Source organism: Streptomyces sp. NPDC051172 (assembly GCF_040682555.1).
Taxonomy (GTDB): Bacteria; Actinomycetota; Actinomycetes; order Streptomycetales; family Streptomycetaceae; genus Streptomyces.
The window spans coordinates 34,782-48,035 of the sequence record NZ_JBFBBE010000073.1; the positions used below are offsets into that span (position 1 = coordinate 34,782).

A 13,254-nucleotide genomic window follows, 5' to 3' on the forward strand; every position below is an offset into this window, starting at 1 on the left:
ACGCGCAGTTGGGTCCTCGACCGGCCTCAGCACCCCTCGTCAGACGGGAATAGCACCATGTCCGAAACGCTCCAGACCACTGACGTCGCCGTCTCCGACGCAGACCTGCTCGCCCAGACCGCGATCGCCGTGCGTGAGGCGGGTTCGGCGTTGCGCGAGCGCTTCGGCGAGGTGGTCCGCCACCAGACCCGCGAAGAGCTGATGCGCGCGCTCGCCGTCAACGACGACGCGGCCCTCGATATCCTGCGCCCCCGCCTCACGCGCCTGCGCCCGAACGCCGGCTGGGTGGAGGACGAACTGGACGGCGGGGCGCTGCCGCCCGGCGAATGGTGGGTCGTGGATCCGGCCGAAGGCAACGTCAACCACCTGCACGCCCTGCCGGAGTGGGCGGTGACCGCCACCCTCGTGCGTGAGAACCAGCCGGTGCTCACCGCAGTCCACCTGCCGTTGACCGGCGAGACCTGCACCGCGCTCACCGGCGCGGGTGCCCAGCTCGACGGCCGGCCGCTGCACGTATCTCAGACCGCGGACCTCGGCCTGAGCGTCGTGGCCACCAGCCAGGCCCGGCCGGACGAGGACGAAGGGGTCGTGCGGCGCGTCGGCTCCTCGATCACCGCGATGCTCTTCGACGCGCTCGTCGTGCGCGCCGCCGTGCCCGCAACCATGCACCTGCTGAACGTGGCCGCCGGCCGGATCGACGCCTTCTGGCAGTTCGCCGGTGCCCGCGCGGACCTGCTTCCCGGGGCGCTGCTCGTCACCGAGGCCGGCGGACGGATCTCCGACGCCGAGGGCCGACCGTGGACCCCGCAGAGCCAGAGCTTCCTGGCTGCCGCGCCCGGCGTCCACGCCGAGGCCGTATCCACGCTCTCGCGGTGACCGCGCACCACAACCCTCACGTACGGAAGGACCAGATCATCATGACCACGATCGCAGTTCTCGGAAACGGCCGCGTCGGCGGCAACCTGGCCGCAGCCCTCGCCCGGGCAGGACACGAAGTGACCGTGGCGGACCGCATGCCGGGCGTCGCCGCCGACGCCGCCCGGACTGCTCGGGTCGTCATCAACGCCACCCCGGGTGCCGGCTCGTTGGATCGGCTCGCCGCTCTGCGCGAAGAACTCCGGGACAAGATCCTCGTCGACGTCTCCAACGCCACCACCGACGGACCGGACGGACTGCCCGCCGATCTGATCTACCCGGGCTCGAGCCTCGCCGAACAACTCCAGGAAGCGCTCCCCGAAACGCGCGTTGTCAAGACACTCAACACCATGCTCTTCCCGGTGATGACCTCGCCTGCCAGGCTCGCCCAGACTCCGACCGCGTTCCTCTCCGGCGAGGACCTGCAGGCCAAGCAGACCGTGGGCGAACTGCTCGTCGACCTCGGCTGGCAGAAGGAATGGATCACCGACCTCGGCGGGATCTCGACCGCCCGCGCCACAGAGGCCGCGATCCTGTTCGTACCGCACGTCATCCGGTCCGCCGGATTCACACCCTTCGCGATCTCAATCGCCCGCTGACTGTCGAGCTGCGCCGGCTGGAGGTAGTCGGAGACGACGCGTGGCATGGATGGTTTCACTGGTGAAGTCTCGGTATTCGAGAGTTGCAGCATTCGCCCTCAGGGCGAGCGCCCTGTACTCGATATTCGAGATGGTGGGAGTGCATGCCAGGCGCACTCTCGCCCAACGCGTCCCTCATCGGTTGGACGGCCCCCGCACGCCTCTCGTCCTCCCCGGAACAGCCGCCGACCACTCCCTCTCAAGGGCAGGCTCCCGTTGGCCGATGGCGGTGGCATGGAAACGCAATTCCGTATTCGCCGCACACCGCCTTGTGGCTCACCGCCTGCTCCGGGTGGCCATCGGGCTGTCCGCCGCCCTGTGCATGGTGGTACCCGGGCCTCCGGCCGCGATCGCCGGGACGGCCGCGCCTCGCCCGGCAGCTGCCGCGGACCAAGAGGGCCTGCGGGCGCTGTTCGGATCGGAGAACCGCGTGATCCGCACGCGCGAGCCCGTGGTCGCGGTGACGTTCAACGCCGCCTGGAACGACGCCGGCCTGAACCGCGTCCTCGGCGAGCTCGCCCGCCGGCACGCACCTGCCACCTTCTTCCTGACCGGCGACTTCGCCCACCGATACCCCGAGCCGGTGAGGAGGACCAAACGCCACGCTTCAGGTCAGCGCGGCAGGGCCACCACGGCGCGCGTTCCGCCGTCGTCGGTCTCGGTGAGTGTGATCGTGCCGCCGTGCGCCGTGGCGATCTCCCGGGCGATGGGCAGCCCGAGCCCGGTGGAGCGGGTGCTGTGTCCCCGGTCGGCGTCGAGGCGGACGAAGCGGTCGAAGACCCGTTCGCGTTCCTCGACCGGGATTCCCGGTCCGTCATCGCCTATCTCGACCCGGATGCCGTCGGGTTCGACCTCCGCCGTGACGGACACCTTCGTCCGCGCGTATCGGGCGGCGTTGTCGATGAGGTTGCGGAACAGCCGGGACAGGTCCTCCGGGTTGCCGGTCACCGTGGTGTGCGCCGGGACCGTGAGCTCGATCTTCAGGTGCGGCGCCGTGGTTGTCGCCCGGATCTCGGCGAGCAACGCGGACAGGTCGGCGGTTTGCCGGCGCGCGGCCAGCTTTCCGGCGTCGGCCCTGGCCAGTGCGAGGAGTTGGGAGATCAGCGCTTCGAGGCGTTCGGTCTGCCGGGCGGCCCGTGAGGCGATGTCGGGCCAGGGCGCGCGGTCGGGGTGTGCGAGTCCGACCTCGAGGCCGGTGCGGATGGCCGTCAGGGGGCTACGGAGTTCGTGGCTGGCGTCGGCGACGAAGCGGCGTTGCCGTGCGGCGGAGTCGTCCAGCCGGGCGAGCATGTCGTTCATGGTGCGGGCCAGGTGGCCGATCTCGTCGTCGGTGCCGGGCTCGGGGACGCGCTGGGACAACTCGGCGGCGGTGATGGCGGTGGCGGTGCGCCGGATCTGCTCCACCGGCCGCAGCGCGCGGCCGACCACCCACCACACGGTGCCACACGCCACCAGGAGCGTGCCCGGCACGCCGATGACGAGCAGCCGGGCGAAGGTCTCGTCGACCTGGTCGCGTTGGTTGCTGGCAGTCAGGGCGATGACAGTGACCGGTCGGCCGCCGGCCTTGGTGTGCTCGCCGAGGACGGAGAGCTCGCCGGGAAGGACGCCGTCGGCGGCTTTCTGCCGAACCGGGGTCGTGGCATCCGCCGCAAGCGTGAACACAGCCGGTCTCCCGGCCAGATTGCGTGTCGAGGCGATGACGGTCCCGTCCGGCGCAAGGACCTGGGACTGGGCCTGCGCGTCGAGCACCGACGGCGGCAGTGGCTGCGGGAACGCCCCGCCGGTGGCCGACTGCTCGATCTGGACCGCGTAGGTGCGCAATTGCCCGGCGATGGTGCGCTTGGCCTGGCCGACCTGCAGCAGGTACATCACGAGGAGCCCGATGATGACGGCCGCGGTGAGCGCGAGACCCGCGATGACCGTGACGCGGGTCCGCACGGTGCGAGGGCGCGCGCCGTGTGCCAGACGGCGCCAGGCGCGCGCAGGCCCGGTCATGGTTCCTCGCTTCTGATGACGTATCCCTTGCCGCGCACGGTCTCGATGACGGTCGGCCCGCTCGGCCTCTCGATCTTGCGCCGCAGCCGGTGCACGAGGACCTCGACGATCGCCGGGTCGCCGGTGGAGTGGGCGTCCCAGCAGTGTTCGAGCAGTTCGGCCTTGGAGATGACGGAGCCCTTGCGCCGCAGCAGGTACTCCAGCACGGCGGCCTCCCGGCCGGTCACCTCCAGGGGCGCACCGTCGCGGGTGACGGTGCGCCCGGCGGGGTCCAGCGCCAGGCCGGCGGCGATGAGCACCGCCGGCCTGGCACCGAGGGTGCGTCGGGTCAGGGAGCGCAGGTGGGCGAGGAGGACCGGGTAGGAGAACGGCTTGGAGAGGTAGTCGTCCGCACCGGAGTCCAGCCCCTCGGCGTGGTCGAGGTCGTCGTCCATGGCGGTGAGCATCAGGATCGGCGTCCAGCACTCGCGCTCGCGCAGGCGCTTGGCCACCTGGTACCCGTCCAGGCCGGGCAGCATGACGTCCAGCACGATGACGTCGTAGGCGTTCTCCGTCGCCATCCACAGCCCATCCGTGCCGTCGTCCGTCGCGTCGACTACGTATCCCTCGGCCCGCAGACCCCAGACCAGGGCTTCGGCGACGTCCGGCTCGTCCTCGACCACCAGCACCCGCACGGCCTATGCCTCCCCGATCCGCTGCGGAACCGGCTCCGGACGGGCCTCGTCGGCTGACCGCGTCACCGGGAGCCGGAGCAGTCGCGCGGCCCGGTCCGGCAGCCACCAGTTCCAGTCGCCGAACAGCGAGACCAGTGCGGGCAGCAGCAGCATCCGGACCACCATAGCGTCCAGCACCACCCCGAACGCCAGGCCCATGGCGATCTCGCGCACGGTGACGTCGTTCGCCGTGGCCAGCGAGGCGAGCGCGAAGAACAGGATCAACGCGGCGGAGGTCACCAGGCGGCCGGTGCGCGACACACCCTCGATGATGCCCTCCCGCGTGGATCCGGTGCGGTCGTATCCCTCGCGGACCCTGGCCAGGATGAACACCTCGTAGTCCATGGACACGCCGAACAGGAACCCGAAGATCAGCACCGGGGCAAGGGTGTCGATCGCGCCGTAGGTGGACGCGCCCCACAGCGCCTTCATGCCGATGCCGTGCTGGAAGACGATCACCAGCAGGCCGTAGGAGGCCGCCACGGACAGCATGTTGAGCAGCACGGCCTTGGCAGGCAGCAGGACCGACCGCATCCCGCGGGTCAGCAGCACGAAGGTGACCACCGCGACCACAGCGAACAGCAGCGGGAACGAGCCGTAGGTGGCGCTGGTCTCGTCGATCTTCTGTGCGCCCTCGCCACCGGCCAGTACACCGGGTGGGACGCTGCGGCGGATGTCGGCCAGCGAGGTGCCGCCGTCGGCGCTGCCGACCTCGTGGTACGGGATCGCGATGACCATCGCGCTGCCCCCGGTGTGCCAGGCCGGTCCTGCCGGGGCTGCGGCACCGTGCAGGCTGGAAACGGTGTCCAGGGCGTTCACGGTGTTCCCCGCGTCGACGGCGTTCGGGACGTACACCGGCACCGCGGTCAACGTCCCGGACGGGAATCCGTCGGTCTCCAGGGTGTGCAGCCCGTCGGTGTAGGCGCCGGCGGTGGCCAGTGCGTGGCTGCTCGGCGTGCTGATGTCGATGGTCGCGGCGGTGGCGGTCAGCGCGGCCAGGATGCCCAGGCCCGCGACCGCCGAAGCCACGCGGTGCTTGATCACGAACTTCGACCAGCCGGTCCAGAACCGGCTGTCCGCCTGCCGTCGCGACGCCCGCCGCGGCCAGTCCACCCGCGGCCCGATCTTGGACAGCGCCGCGGGGAGCAGCGTCAGCGCGACCAGGGTCGCGGTGGAGGGGATGAACAGCCCGGACACACCGATGCCGCGGACCATCGAGTTGGGGATGACGGTCAGCGCGAACAGGCCGAGCGAGGCCACCATGCCGCTGAACCAGACGCTGTGCCCGGCCCGCTGCACGGCCGCGCGCACCGCTTCGTCGTTGCTCCTGCCGGCCGCGCGCTCCTCGCGCCAGCGGGTGACCACCAGCAGCGAGTAGTCGATCGACAGGCCCAGGCCCAGCAGCGCCACGATGTACTGCACGGCCGGGTGGATCGGCGAGGACGACGGCATCACGAACGTCAGCCCGTAGACGAGCAGTTGCATCGTCAGCACCGAGATCAGGGCCATGACCAGCGGCAACAGCGCCAGCAGCGACCCGAACACCCAGGCCAGGATCACCAGCGCGCCGATCGCTCCGATGATCAGCTCACCGGTGACGCTGGAGTTGCCGCCGCCGGTGGTGTTGCCGGCCTCCAGGGCCCGCAGACTGGTGCCGTGCACGGTCAGACCTGGCGCCGCGGCTGTGACAGCCCTGGTGAGGGCGTCGATCTGATCGGTGGCCATGTCGTCACCCGGCTTCGGCGGATAGGCCAGGACGATCGTGCTCGTCCCACCGTTCCCGACCAGCGTCCGACTGCCGGTCGAGGCATAGGAGACCAGGCGCAGGCTCGGCGCCGCCGTGGCGATGCCCCTGTCCACCGCCCGCAGTTTCGCCTGAGCCTGCGGCGAATTGACGGTCTGTCCGGTCGGGAGGTCCAGGACCACGACAGCGGGGTCCTGGGTCGCGCCTCCGTAGCTCCGGGCGATCTGCACGTTGGCGGTGTAGCCGGGGCCGGTGACATGGGTGCCTGGTTGCAGCCGGCCCGAGAGCGACGGCGCCACCAGCATGCCCACCACCGTGATCACCAGCCAGCTGAGACCCACCACCAGCCGATGGCGGATCACCCATCCGCTCAGCTTCTCCACGAATTCCTCCCAGTGACCGGCAGCGGCGGCAGCCGCTGCTCACCTCACTGACGGACGGTAGGGAGAGCTTCCTTACCGGACGCTTTCAGCGCCCGGCACGGACCGGCACACGTTCGTGCGGTGCCGCGTCAGGAACGTCCCGTTCCCGGCCCTACGGCGCGCGCCTCACGGGCACGCCGACATGTCCTGCTCGCCGCCTTCGGCGCCTCCGTGCACGACGCCGTCGCGCACGGCATCCCCGACGACCACCGCCTGCGCGACGGCGACCTGGTCAGCTTCGACTGCGGAGCAGCCGCAGTGCGTCATGAGGTAGGCGCCGGCGAGCATGGCCGCTCTTCCCGGTCGTCATGAAAGGCGGCACTCGGGCCGACGTCGCGCTCGACAGCAGTACGTTCAACGTGATCTAGCAAGGTAATCCCGGCCCTGTAGGGCTCGGGAGGAATTGCTTCGCTGGATAGGGGTGACCCTCGCGTGTGTACGGGTCTGTGGTGGGGGCCTCAGTCGGGGCGCTTCTGGTTCTCGATGTACTCCTTCACCACGGACAGTGGGGCGCCGCCGGCGGAGGCTGCGAAGTAGGAGGGGGACCAGAAGTGGTCGTCCCACAGGTATCGGTGGATGTGGTCGGCGTACTCCTTGCGCAGGTAGTGAGCGGAGACGCCTTTGAGGCTTCCGACCAGGGCGGAGAGTTTGACCTGCGGGGGGTAGTGGATGAGGAGGTGGACGTGGTCCTTGTCGCCGTTGAACTCCTTCAGCTCCGCGTTCGCCTTGGCGCACACCTCCCGCATGATCTCTTCGCAGCGCGTCAGGATCTCGTCGGTGAACACACCGCGCCGATACTTCGGGACAAAGACCAGATGTGCATGGAGGGCGTATTCGACGCTGCGTCCCCTGCGGAGGTCGGAGTTTGGTTCCCATCTCGGTGACATAGACGCGATGCTACGATGCCCGATATATGAAGATCGTCGCGCAGGTCAAGCTCCTGCCGTCTGTCGAAGTGGAGGCGGCGCTTGGGGCGACCCTGCGCGAGGTCAACCGGGCGGCGTGCTGGCTGTCGAAGCAGGTCCAGGCGAAGGAGTCCGACAAGGACCGCACCCGCAAGGCGGTGCAGGCTTCGCCTACGCGGCACTGAAGGAACGCGGTCTGTCTGCTCAGCCGGCACTGCATGTGATCCGGAAGGTCGCCGACGCCTATAAGACGCGCCGGGCGAACCTGAAGGCCGGGAACTTCGGTCCGCCCGATGGTGAGCGTGCTGAGCGGATCGCGTCCCGGCCTGTGACGTTCCGCCCCGACGCGGCGCAGCCGTTCGACGACCGGTGTCTGTCCTGGCAGTACGACCAGCAGACCGTGTCGATCTGGACCACATCGGGGCGTCTTCGCGGGATCCGGTTCGTGTGCTCGCCGGGCACGCTCAAGCTCCTCACGGAGCATCGCCAGGGCGAAAGCGACCTGGTCCACCGTGACGGGGCGTGGTTCCTGGTCGCGACGTGCGAGATACCCGCGGCCGACCTGAACGAGCAGCCGTCCGGCTGGCTCGGAGTGGATCTCGGGGCCGCCGACATCGCCACCACGTCCGACGGCGGGGAGCCGTTCGCCGGAGGGAAGCTGAACAAGTACCGGCGCCGTCAGCTCCGCGTCCGGGCCGAAGTCCAGGCCCGCGGCACGAAGTCCGCCAAGCGGAAGCTGCGCAAGCGTTCCCGCCGCGAGGCGCGGCACGCGACCAACGTCAACCACATCATCTCCAAGCGCATCGTGACCGAGGCTGAACGCACCGGACGCGGAATCGGTCTGGAAGACCTGACCGGTATCCGCACCCGGGTACGGCTGAGGAAGCCCCAACGGGTCGCGTTGCACTCCTGGGCGTTCGCCCAGCTCGCCGCCTTCGTGCTCTACAAGGCCGAGCGAGCCGGGGTTCTGGTCGTCCAGGTCGATCCCGCCTACACGAGCCAGACGTGTTCGTGGTGCGGGCACTGCGAGAAAGCCAACCGGCCAACACAAGAGCTGTTCGCCTGCCGGTCCTGCGGCGTCGTTGCGCACGCAGACCACAACGCGGCCCGCAACATCGCGGCCCGCGCCCAAGACACCTGGGCTGCCGTCAATCAGCCCCATGCGGCGGAGCCTTGCCATGCTCCAGCTGCAAACCCGGCCCCTTAGGGCTCGGGTGCATTGACTCGGGTTCACGGCTCCGCCCCCCTTCCCGGCCGAGAGTGACTGAGCTCGGCCCGTCTGAGACCTGCGTGGTCTGCTGGACCATCCAGGCAGGAGCTTTTCCCCCGGCTCGTCGAGGGTCGCCAAAAAATAGGGGATTGCGGGGCAACGGCGCTCCCTCGTTCGCCCTCTGACAGGTTGCGATCAGCGAACTGAACGGCTGCTGCGGGCCGGTGACCAGGCTCGCATCCTTCGTTTTTCGCTGCCGCCGAGCAGGAGACCATCCAACAGGGGGAGTCAGACGATGAGCTTTCTCAACCGGCGGGCCGCGCGTACGGCCGTCGTCGCGGCAGTCGGGATATCTGCACTCGGGCTGAGTGCGGTGACGGCTTCCGCGAAAGTCGACTACGACTTCAAGGCGAGCCCGCACACTGTGAAAGCCGGGGGCCGCATTCACCTGAAGGGGCACGCCGGCGCAGACAGCGACGTCTTCCAGAAGTTCTGTGTACAGCAGAGGCAGGGCCGATCCTGGCGGACGGTGAAATGTGCCCACGGCGCGGTCTTCGACGGCGGCACTGTCAACACCTGGGTGAAGGCGACGCACCGTGGCACGCTCAAGTTCCGCGGCGCGCTCTACGAGGCGGACTGGGGCTCGAACAAGCTCCGCCTGCAACTGGTCACGCCGGCCGAGACCGTCAGGGTGCACTGACCGCCGGGCCGATCCAATGGGCGCTGGGGGCTTTCGGAGGCCACAGCGGTCCCGAGCAGCCTCACGGCGGGACAGCTGCAACGCTACTCGGACGCGTAGCTACTTGCCTGCGGCGACCTTGGCCACGTCGGCCTCAGCTATCTGGCAGTCGTGAGGGAACCTGTTGGCGTCGTCCTGAACCTTCTGCCGGTACGTAGCATCGTCTGGGCCGCCGACGCCGAGGCCGTCGTTGGCGAGCTGCGCGATGTCGGCGGAGAGGGTGCTGTTGTCGTCGCGCCAGTCGGAGATCGAGGCAGGTTCGTCGTCGGCGGTGAAGTAGGCGTCGGCCTTCGTGAAGGCGTCCATGCCGGGCTGCACGTCGGTGGCGGCTTCTGCTGCCAGGAGTGGAGGCAGTGATCCGGGTCCCGATTTCATCACTGGACGGGACCTGGGTCTGGCCGGTGCGGACGGAGCCATCCGGCGCGGAACATCGGACGGTGGCTCGCGCCCGTGGGCTCCCCAGCGCCTGGTCGGGCGCGGCTACCGCCGTCACCTTGGTCACGACGGCCTCGGCCTTCCGCCGCTCGGTTCCCGGGCGATCCCCGACGCGACCGTGTCCGCGGTCACCGCGCCCACGATCACTCCGCCCACGAAGGCGATCAACCATGCGATGAGTAGGACCCAGATGTCCATGACGTCGCTGCGCCGCCAGAACGGGCCGTGCCGAAATCGCCACCGCGAGAGGAAGGAAGCCCTCAATCCCATGTGCAGCGCCTGTGGGCCTTGCCCGGCGCCTGCGTGCCGTCACCGGTGCTGATGGCGGCACTCGCTTGTTTTGGCGGGTACCCCAGGCGGCGCTCCCCTTCCGATGCCGTCAGGCTCGCGCGCCGGACGTGCGCAGTCGCCCGAGTGCTCTTTCTCAGGCCGCTGAGCCAGGGCATTCGGCTCAACGCGGGTTCGCGATAGGGGCAGTAGTCGGGCGGGAAGATGCGGGGGTGGCTGTTTCGGGGCACGGTGGGAGTAGGGGGCGGTGGCCGAATTCCCGGCCGATTCTTCCCGAGCATCCGAAGGAATGTGATGTCCGTAGCCACAGATGTGCTCGTTCCGGCGCTGCGCGAGGTCCGTGAGGCCAAATCGGCGCTCGCCGACCGCTTCAGGGCCCACCTCGCCGTCACGCCACCCGGTGATCACCGGGAGGTTCTCGAGCGTCGCCTGGGTGACGCTCGAGGCCACGTCTACCGCATCGACGAACGTCTGGGCACCTTGCAGCCCCGTGGGCTCGTTCAGAGCGTCCTCGGGGGCGCCTGGCAGTTCACCGAGCAGGCCGCCCGGCTGCCCCTCGACATGGCCGTCTCCGTGCCGGGCGTCATGTTCCGGAATCGGGGGTTGGCAACGGAGTACCGGCTGCTGAAGAACGCCGAGGACGAGTACGCGGTCACCGCCCTGGCCCTGGCCCTGTGCCGGGCCGCCGAACGCATCGCCCAGGACGCCGAGGACACTGTCAGTGCGCAACTGCTCACGTCCATCCGTCAGGATGACGAGGAGGCGCTGGAGGAGTTCGCCGAAGCCCTCGAACAGCACGCTGACAAAGCGGTGGCATCCGCCGAGGCCACCAACGGCCTGAGCGTCAGCGGTGCGGCGCGGGCGGTGCGTGACTGGAGCAGCTGGTTGCGGGAGACCGCCGAACGGATGCCGGGCGCGGACCGGCTGTACGGCGTACCGCGGGGAGCCCTCATCAGCGAGGAGGAGCTGCCGATCCCCGACTACCGCCGCCTCAGCAGCAAGATGATCATCGACCGGCTGCCGCACCTTACGCAGACGGACCTGGCCGTCGTCGGCGCCTATGAACGGTGCCACGCGGGCCGCTCGGCTGTCTTGAGCCGTATCGCCGCCCTGCTCGAGCCGTTGCCCTGGCCCGGCTACGACAGCATGACCGCGGAGGAGGCCGTCAAGCGGCTCAACGATGCCGAGCCCAGACACTGCCGACGGGTGCTGGAGTACGAGCGGCGCCACCAGGCACGCTCAACCGTCCTCAAGGCCGCGGAGAGGGCCGCCGAACGAGTCCCCGCCTGAGCGTTCGGGCTCCACCAGCGCGACACCCCCCTGTCGGCCCCTGTGAAGGCGGCGCCGCTGCCGGCGTTTCCGCTCGGCCGGCCTTCGGTCTCCGGCTCAGGGGTGTCGCCGCTGGTAGGTCCACAGCTCGTCGACGAGGGTGAAGCCGGAGGCGTCGAAGAGCCGGGAAACAGCCCTGCTCTCCGAGGCACAGGCTCCACTGTCGTCGATGACCAGCGCGGCCTCGACGGCTCGCTGCTCGGCCAGCAGTGCCAGTGCCTGGCCGAGCAGCTTGCGCCCCAGGCCCCTGCCCCGGTGGGTGGGGCGGGTCTCGATCCAGTACACCGTCGCGGTGTGGTCCGGTGCGACGCTCACCACAGCCTCCGCGACCGGCTCGGCCCCGTCACGGATGATCAGGCGATGCCCCGGAGGGAACTCACAGGGATAGAGGTCGGCTACCAGCTTGGCCGGCGCCGGCCACGGATCGCCCGGTAGCGCCCGGTGCAGGTAGGAACCCTGGCGGCGGCCGGTGAACCCGGCCTCCAGCAGGGAGTCGTGGGTGGCGGCGCGGCGGCCGCGTGGCAGGCCTCCCGGCCCCAGAGGTCCCGGGGGAGCGCCGACGAACGCATCAATCCGTCGGCAACGGGCAAGCTCGGCGCATGCATGGCCGAGGAGGGCACGCAGGGCAGGCGGGTCCTCGCGGGCGTACAGCCAGCAGATCACGCCTGTGCGGACATCGCTCCACGACACGAACGCGATAACTCCGCGGGGATGGTCTGCGGTGTCGGCCAGGATGCTGATTCGGGGGTGGCCGGCCGGCATGGTCCAGCCGGCCAGGGCGAGCGGGCTGCGCCCCGCCGCGGCCAGCCGTTGCGCTGTGCAACGCTGCTGACCGGGCAGTCGGTCGGCATCGATCAGTTCACGCACCCCCGCCTCGTCCTGCGTGCGATACGGGCGTACGGCAGCGCTGCTGTCGGGGCTGGGGGGAGAAGCCATGCTGTCGGTCCCCACAGACGTTCCTACTGGCTACGTTCAGCGTGCCCCGTTTTGCCTCGGCTGTCACGGCCGGGCCGGGCCGGGGCGTGGCGAAGCCCGGTCCGCCCTGCGGCGGTCAGCAGCGCCCGCACCTCGTCGATGACCGGCTGGTGCAGCGGAAGGGTCAGGTGACCCACCCCCGGCACCAGTACGTTGCGGGCCGTCAGGTCGGGGTGATCGATGCGGCCCCTCGCGGCGGGCACGACGGCCTCGTCCAGGTCGCTGTAGAAGGCCACGAACCGGCTCCGGCATACCGCAGCCGGTCGGGCGAGTTCTGTCAGCACCTCGCTGCCGGGCCGCAGCTGGCGCAGGAGCGGATGGGGCGGGGCCAGCAGCGCGGTGACCGTCCCGCCGTGCGGCGTCGCCAGGGTGATCACGAGCGGCACATGCGCATCCCCGCCGAGGCGCTGCACGTAGTAGCGGGCGACCAGCCCGCCCAGGCTGTACCCGATCAGGACCAGCGGCCGCCCGGCACACCGCCCGACCGTCAGCTCCACCTGTTCACCCAGTACCCGGGCGGCCGTGCGGATGTCCGGGCTGAACCCGTTGTACGTCACGGAAACGAAGGGTCCCGCCCCGCAGCCGCCCAGTCCGCGCTCCAATGACGAGACGACCCATTCCCGGTCGGCCATGCCGTGCACCAGCATCACCGGAAGTTCCGACCCGGCGTGCGAGGGTTCGCCGTCGGCTGTCGACCGCGAAGGCTGGGCAGAGCCTAGCCGTCCGGTCAGGTGCTCGACGCTTTCCGCCGCGAGGTCGAGCGGGAGCCGGACCAGCCGTGCCACCGCCCGGCCGGCCTCGGCACTGATGCCACGCACCGGCGACAGCCCCGGCACCGACAGCTGTGTCTTGAGTCATCGCCATCTTCGAACATGCCTGGTCGGAGGCTCTGGCGTGCGGTTGGGTGGGGATACTCGGGCTGGTCGCGGGCGCAAGTCTGCGGTCT

13 protein-coding genes and 2 pseudogenes are annotated in these 13,254 nt (G+C 69.9%); 8 read left to right on the forward strand and 7 right to left on the reverse strand.

What is annotated here, in order from left to right; genetic code table 11:
* The first annotated feature begins 57 nt into the window (after positions 1-57).
* The 3 genes and pseudogenes from AB0N07_RS33705 to AB0N07_RS33715 all read left to right on the forward strand — a co-directional run.
* A complete protein-coding gene (locus tag AB0N07_RS33705) occupies positions 58-876 on the forward strand; it encodes a 3'(2'),5'-bisphosphate nucleotidase CysQ (protein ID WP_365841659.1) in 819 nt (272 codons plus the stop codon).
* A 41-nt stretch (positions 877-917) separates the two neighbouring features.
* On the forward strand, positions 918-1,514 hold the full coding sequence (locus AB0N07_RS33710) for an NAD(P)-binding domain-containing protein (protein WP_365841661.1): 597 nt from the start codon (positions 918-920) through the stop codon (positions 1,512-1,514).
* 361 nt (positions 1,515-1,875) lie between these two features.
* A pseudogene (locus AB0N07_RS33715) lies at positions 1,876-2,139 on the forward strand (polysaccharide deacetylase family protein); the annotation flags it as partial.
* 26 nt (positions 2,140-2,165) lie between these two features.
* Here the strand turns inward: AB0N07_RS33715 and AB0N07_RS33720 are convergent.
* Genes AB0N07_RS33720 through AB0N07_RS33730 form a run of 3 tightly spaced genes read right to left on the reverse strand, consistent with a single transcriptional unit; the run spans position 2,166 to position 6,388 of the window.
* Complete coding sequence (locus tag AB0N07_RS33720) at positions 2,166-3,548, reverse strand: HAMP domain-containing sensor histidine kinase (RefSeq protein ID WP_365841664.1); 1,383 nt, start codon at positions 3,546-3,548, stop codon at positions 2,166-2,168.
* Positions 3,545-4,222: a response regulator transcription factor gene (locus AB0N07_RS33725; protein ID WP_365841667.1), complete on the reverse strand. Its 678-nt coding sequence runs from the start codon at positions 4,220-4,222 to the stop codon at positions 3,545-3,547. Before AB0N07_RS33725 ends, AB0N07_RS33720 begins: the two co-directional genes overlap by 4 nt.
* 3 nt (positions 4,223-4,225) lie before the next feature.
* Positions 4,226-6,388, reverse strand: coding sequence for an MMPL family transporter (locus AB0N07_RS33730; protein WP_365841669.1), 2,163 nt, complete (start codon positions 6,386-6,388; stop codon positions 4,226-4,228).
* A 204-nt stretch (positions 6,389-6,592) separates the two neighbouring features.
* On the opposite strand from AB0N07_RS33730, the pseudogene AB0N07_RS33735 reads away from it, so the two are divergent.
* Positions 6,593-6,679, forward strand: a pseudogene (locus AB0N07_RS33735) (M24 family metallopeptidase); the annotation flags it as partial.
* A gap of 206 nt (positions 6,680-6,885) precedes the next feature.
* Here the strand turns inward: AB0N07_RS33735 and tnpA are convergent.
* On the reverse strand, positions 6,886-7,314 hold the full coding sequence (tnpA, locus tag AB0N07_RS33740; RefSeq protein ID WP_365841671.1) for an IS200/IS605 family transposase: 429 nt from the start codon (positions 7,312-7,314) through the stop codon (positions 6,886-6,888).
* A 26-nt stretch (positions 7,315-7,340) separates the two neighbouring features.
* Between tnpA and AB0N07_RS33745 the strand changes: the two genes are divergently transcribed.
* The 3 genes from AB0N07_RS33745 to AB0N07_RS33755 all read left to right on the forward strand — a co-directional run bounded on the left by AB0N07_RS33745 (position 7,341) and on the right by AB0N07_RS33755 (position 9,242).
* A complete protein-coding gene (locus AB0N07_RS33745; RefSeq protein WP_365841673.1) occupies positions 7,341-7,517 on the forward strand; it encodes a hypothetical protein in 177 nt (58 codons plus the stop codon).
* Positions 7,518-7,552: 35 nt separating this feature from the next.
* Positions 7,553-8,539: a transposase gene (locus tag AB0N07_RS33750; RefSeq protein WP_365841675.1), complete on the forward strand. Its 987-nt coding sequence runs from the start codon at positions 7,553-7,555 to the stop codon at positions 8,537-8,539.
* 298 nt (positions 8,540-8,837) lie between these two features.
* On the forward strand, positions 8,838-9,242 hold the full coding sequence (locus AB0N07_RS33755) for a hypothetical protein (protein WP_365841677.1): 405 nt from the start codon (positions 8,838-8,840) through the stop codon (positions 9,240-9,242).
* A 99-nt stretch (positions 9,243-9,341) separates the two neighbouring features.
* On the opposite strand, the gene AB0N07_RS33760 is transcribed toward AB0N07_RS33755, so the two are convergent.
* Positions 9,342-9,656, reverse strand: a complete 315-nt coding sequence (locus AB0N07_RS33760) for a hypothetical protein (RefSeq protein WP_365841679.1) — start codon at positions 9,654-9,656, stop codon at positions 9,342-9,344.
* A gap of 642 nt (positions 9,657-10,298) precedes the next feature.
* On the opposite strand from AB0N07_RS33760, the gene AB0N07_RS33765 reads away from it, so the two are divergent.
* On the forward strand, positions 10,299-11,294 hold the full coding sequence (locus AB0N07_RS33765; protein ID WP_365841681.1) for a hypothetical protein: 996 nt from the start codon (positions 10,299-10,301) through the stop codon (positions 11,292-11,294).
* A gap of 96 nt (positions 11,295-11,390) precedes the next feature.
* On the opposite strand, the gene AB0N07_RS33770 is transcribed toward AB0N07_RS33765, so the two are convergent.
* Together AB0N07_RS33770 and AB0N07_RS33775 are read right to left on the reverse strand one after the other, a co-directional pair.
* Positions 11,391-12,269: a GNAT family N-acetyltransferase gene (locus tag AB0N07_RS33770; RefSeq protein WP_365841683.1), complete on the reverse strand. Its 879-nt coding sequence runs from the start codon at positions 12,267-12,269 to the stop codon at positions 11,391-11,393.
* A gap of 23 nt (positions 12,270-12,292) precedes the next feature.
* On the reverse strand, positions 12,293-13,126 hold the full coding sequence (locus AB0N07_RS33775; protein WP_365841685.1) for a lipase: 834 nt from the start codon (positions 13,124-13,126) through the stop codon (positions 12,293-12,295).
* Between the last annotated feature and the right edge of the window lie 128 nt (positions 13,127-13,254).

What these genes read in the sequence shown, in the direction of transcription:
- AB0N07_RS33705 (WP_365841659.1), top strand. Translation starts at nt 58, where the DNA reads ATGTCCGAAACGCTCCAGACCACTGACGTCGCCGTCTCCGACGCAGAC.
- AB0N07_RS33710 (WP_365841661.1), top strand. Translation starts at nt 918, where the DNA reads ATGACCACGATCGCAGTTCTCGGAAACGGCCGCGTCGGCGGCAACCTG.
- AB0N07_RS33720 (WP_365841664.1), bottom strand. Translation starts at nt 3,548, where the DNA reads ATGACCGGGCCTGCGCGCGCCTGGCGCCGTCTGGCACACGGCGCGCGC.
- tnpA (WP_365841671.1), bottom strand. Translation starts at nt 7,314, where the DNA reads ATGTCACCGAGATGGGAACCAAACTCCGACCTCCGCAGGGGACGCAGC.
- AB0N07_RS33745 (WP_365841673.1), top strand. Translation starts at nt 7,341, where the DNA reads ATGAAGATCGTCGCGCAGGTCAAGCTCCTGCCGTCTGTCGAAGTGGAG.
- AB0N07_RS33755 (WP_365841677.1), top strand. Translation starts at nt 8,838, where the DNA reads ATGAGCTTTCTCAACCGGCGGGCCGCGCGTACGGCCGTCGTCGCGGCA.
- AB0N07_RS33760 (WP_365841679.1), bottom strand. Translation starts at nt 9,656, where the DNA reads ATGAAATCGGGACCCGGATCACTGCCTCCACTCCTGGCAGCAGAAGCC.
- AB0N07_RS33765 (WP_365841681.1), top strand. Translation starts at nt 10,299, where the DNA reads ATGTCCGTAGCCACAGATGTGCTCGTTCCGGCGCTGCGCGAGGTCCGT.
- AB0N07_RS33770 (WP_365841683.1), bottom strand. Translation starts at nt 12,269, where the DNA reads ATGGCTTCTCCCCCCAGCCCCGACAGCAGCGCTGCCGTACGCCCGTAT.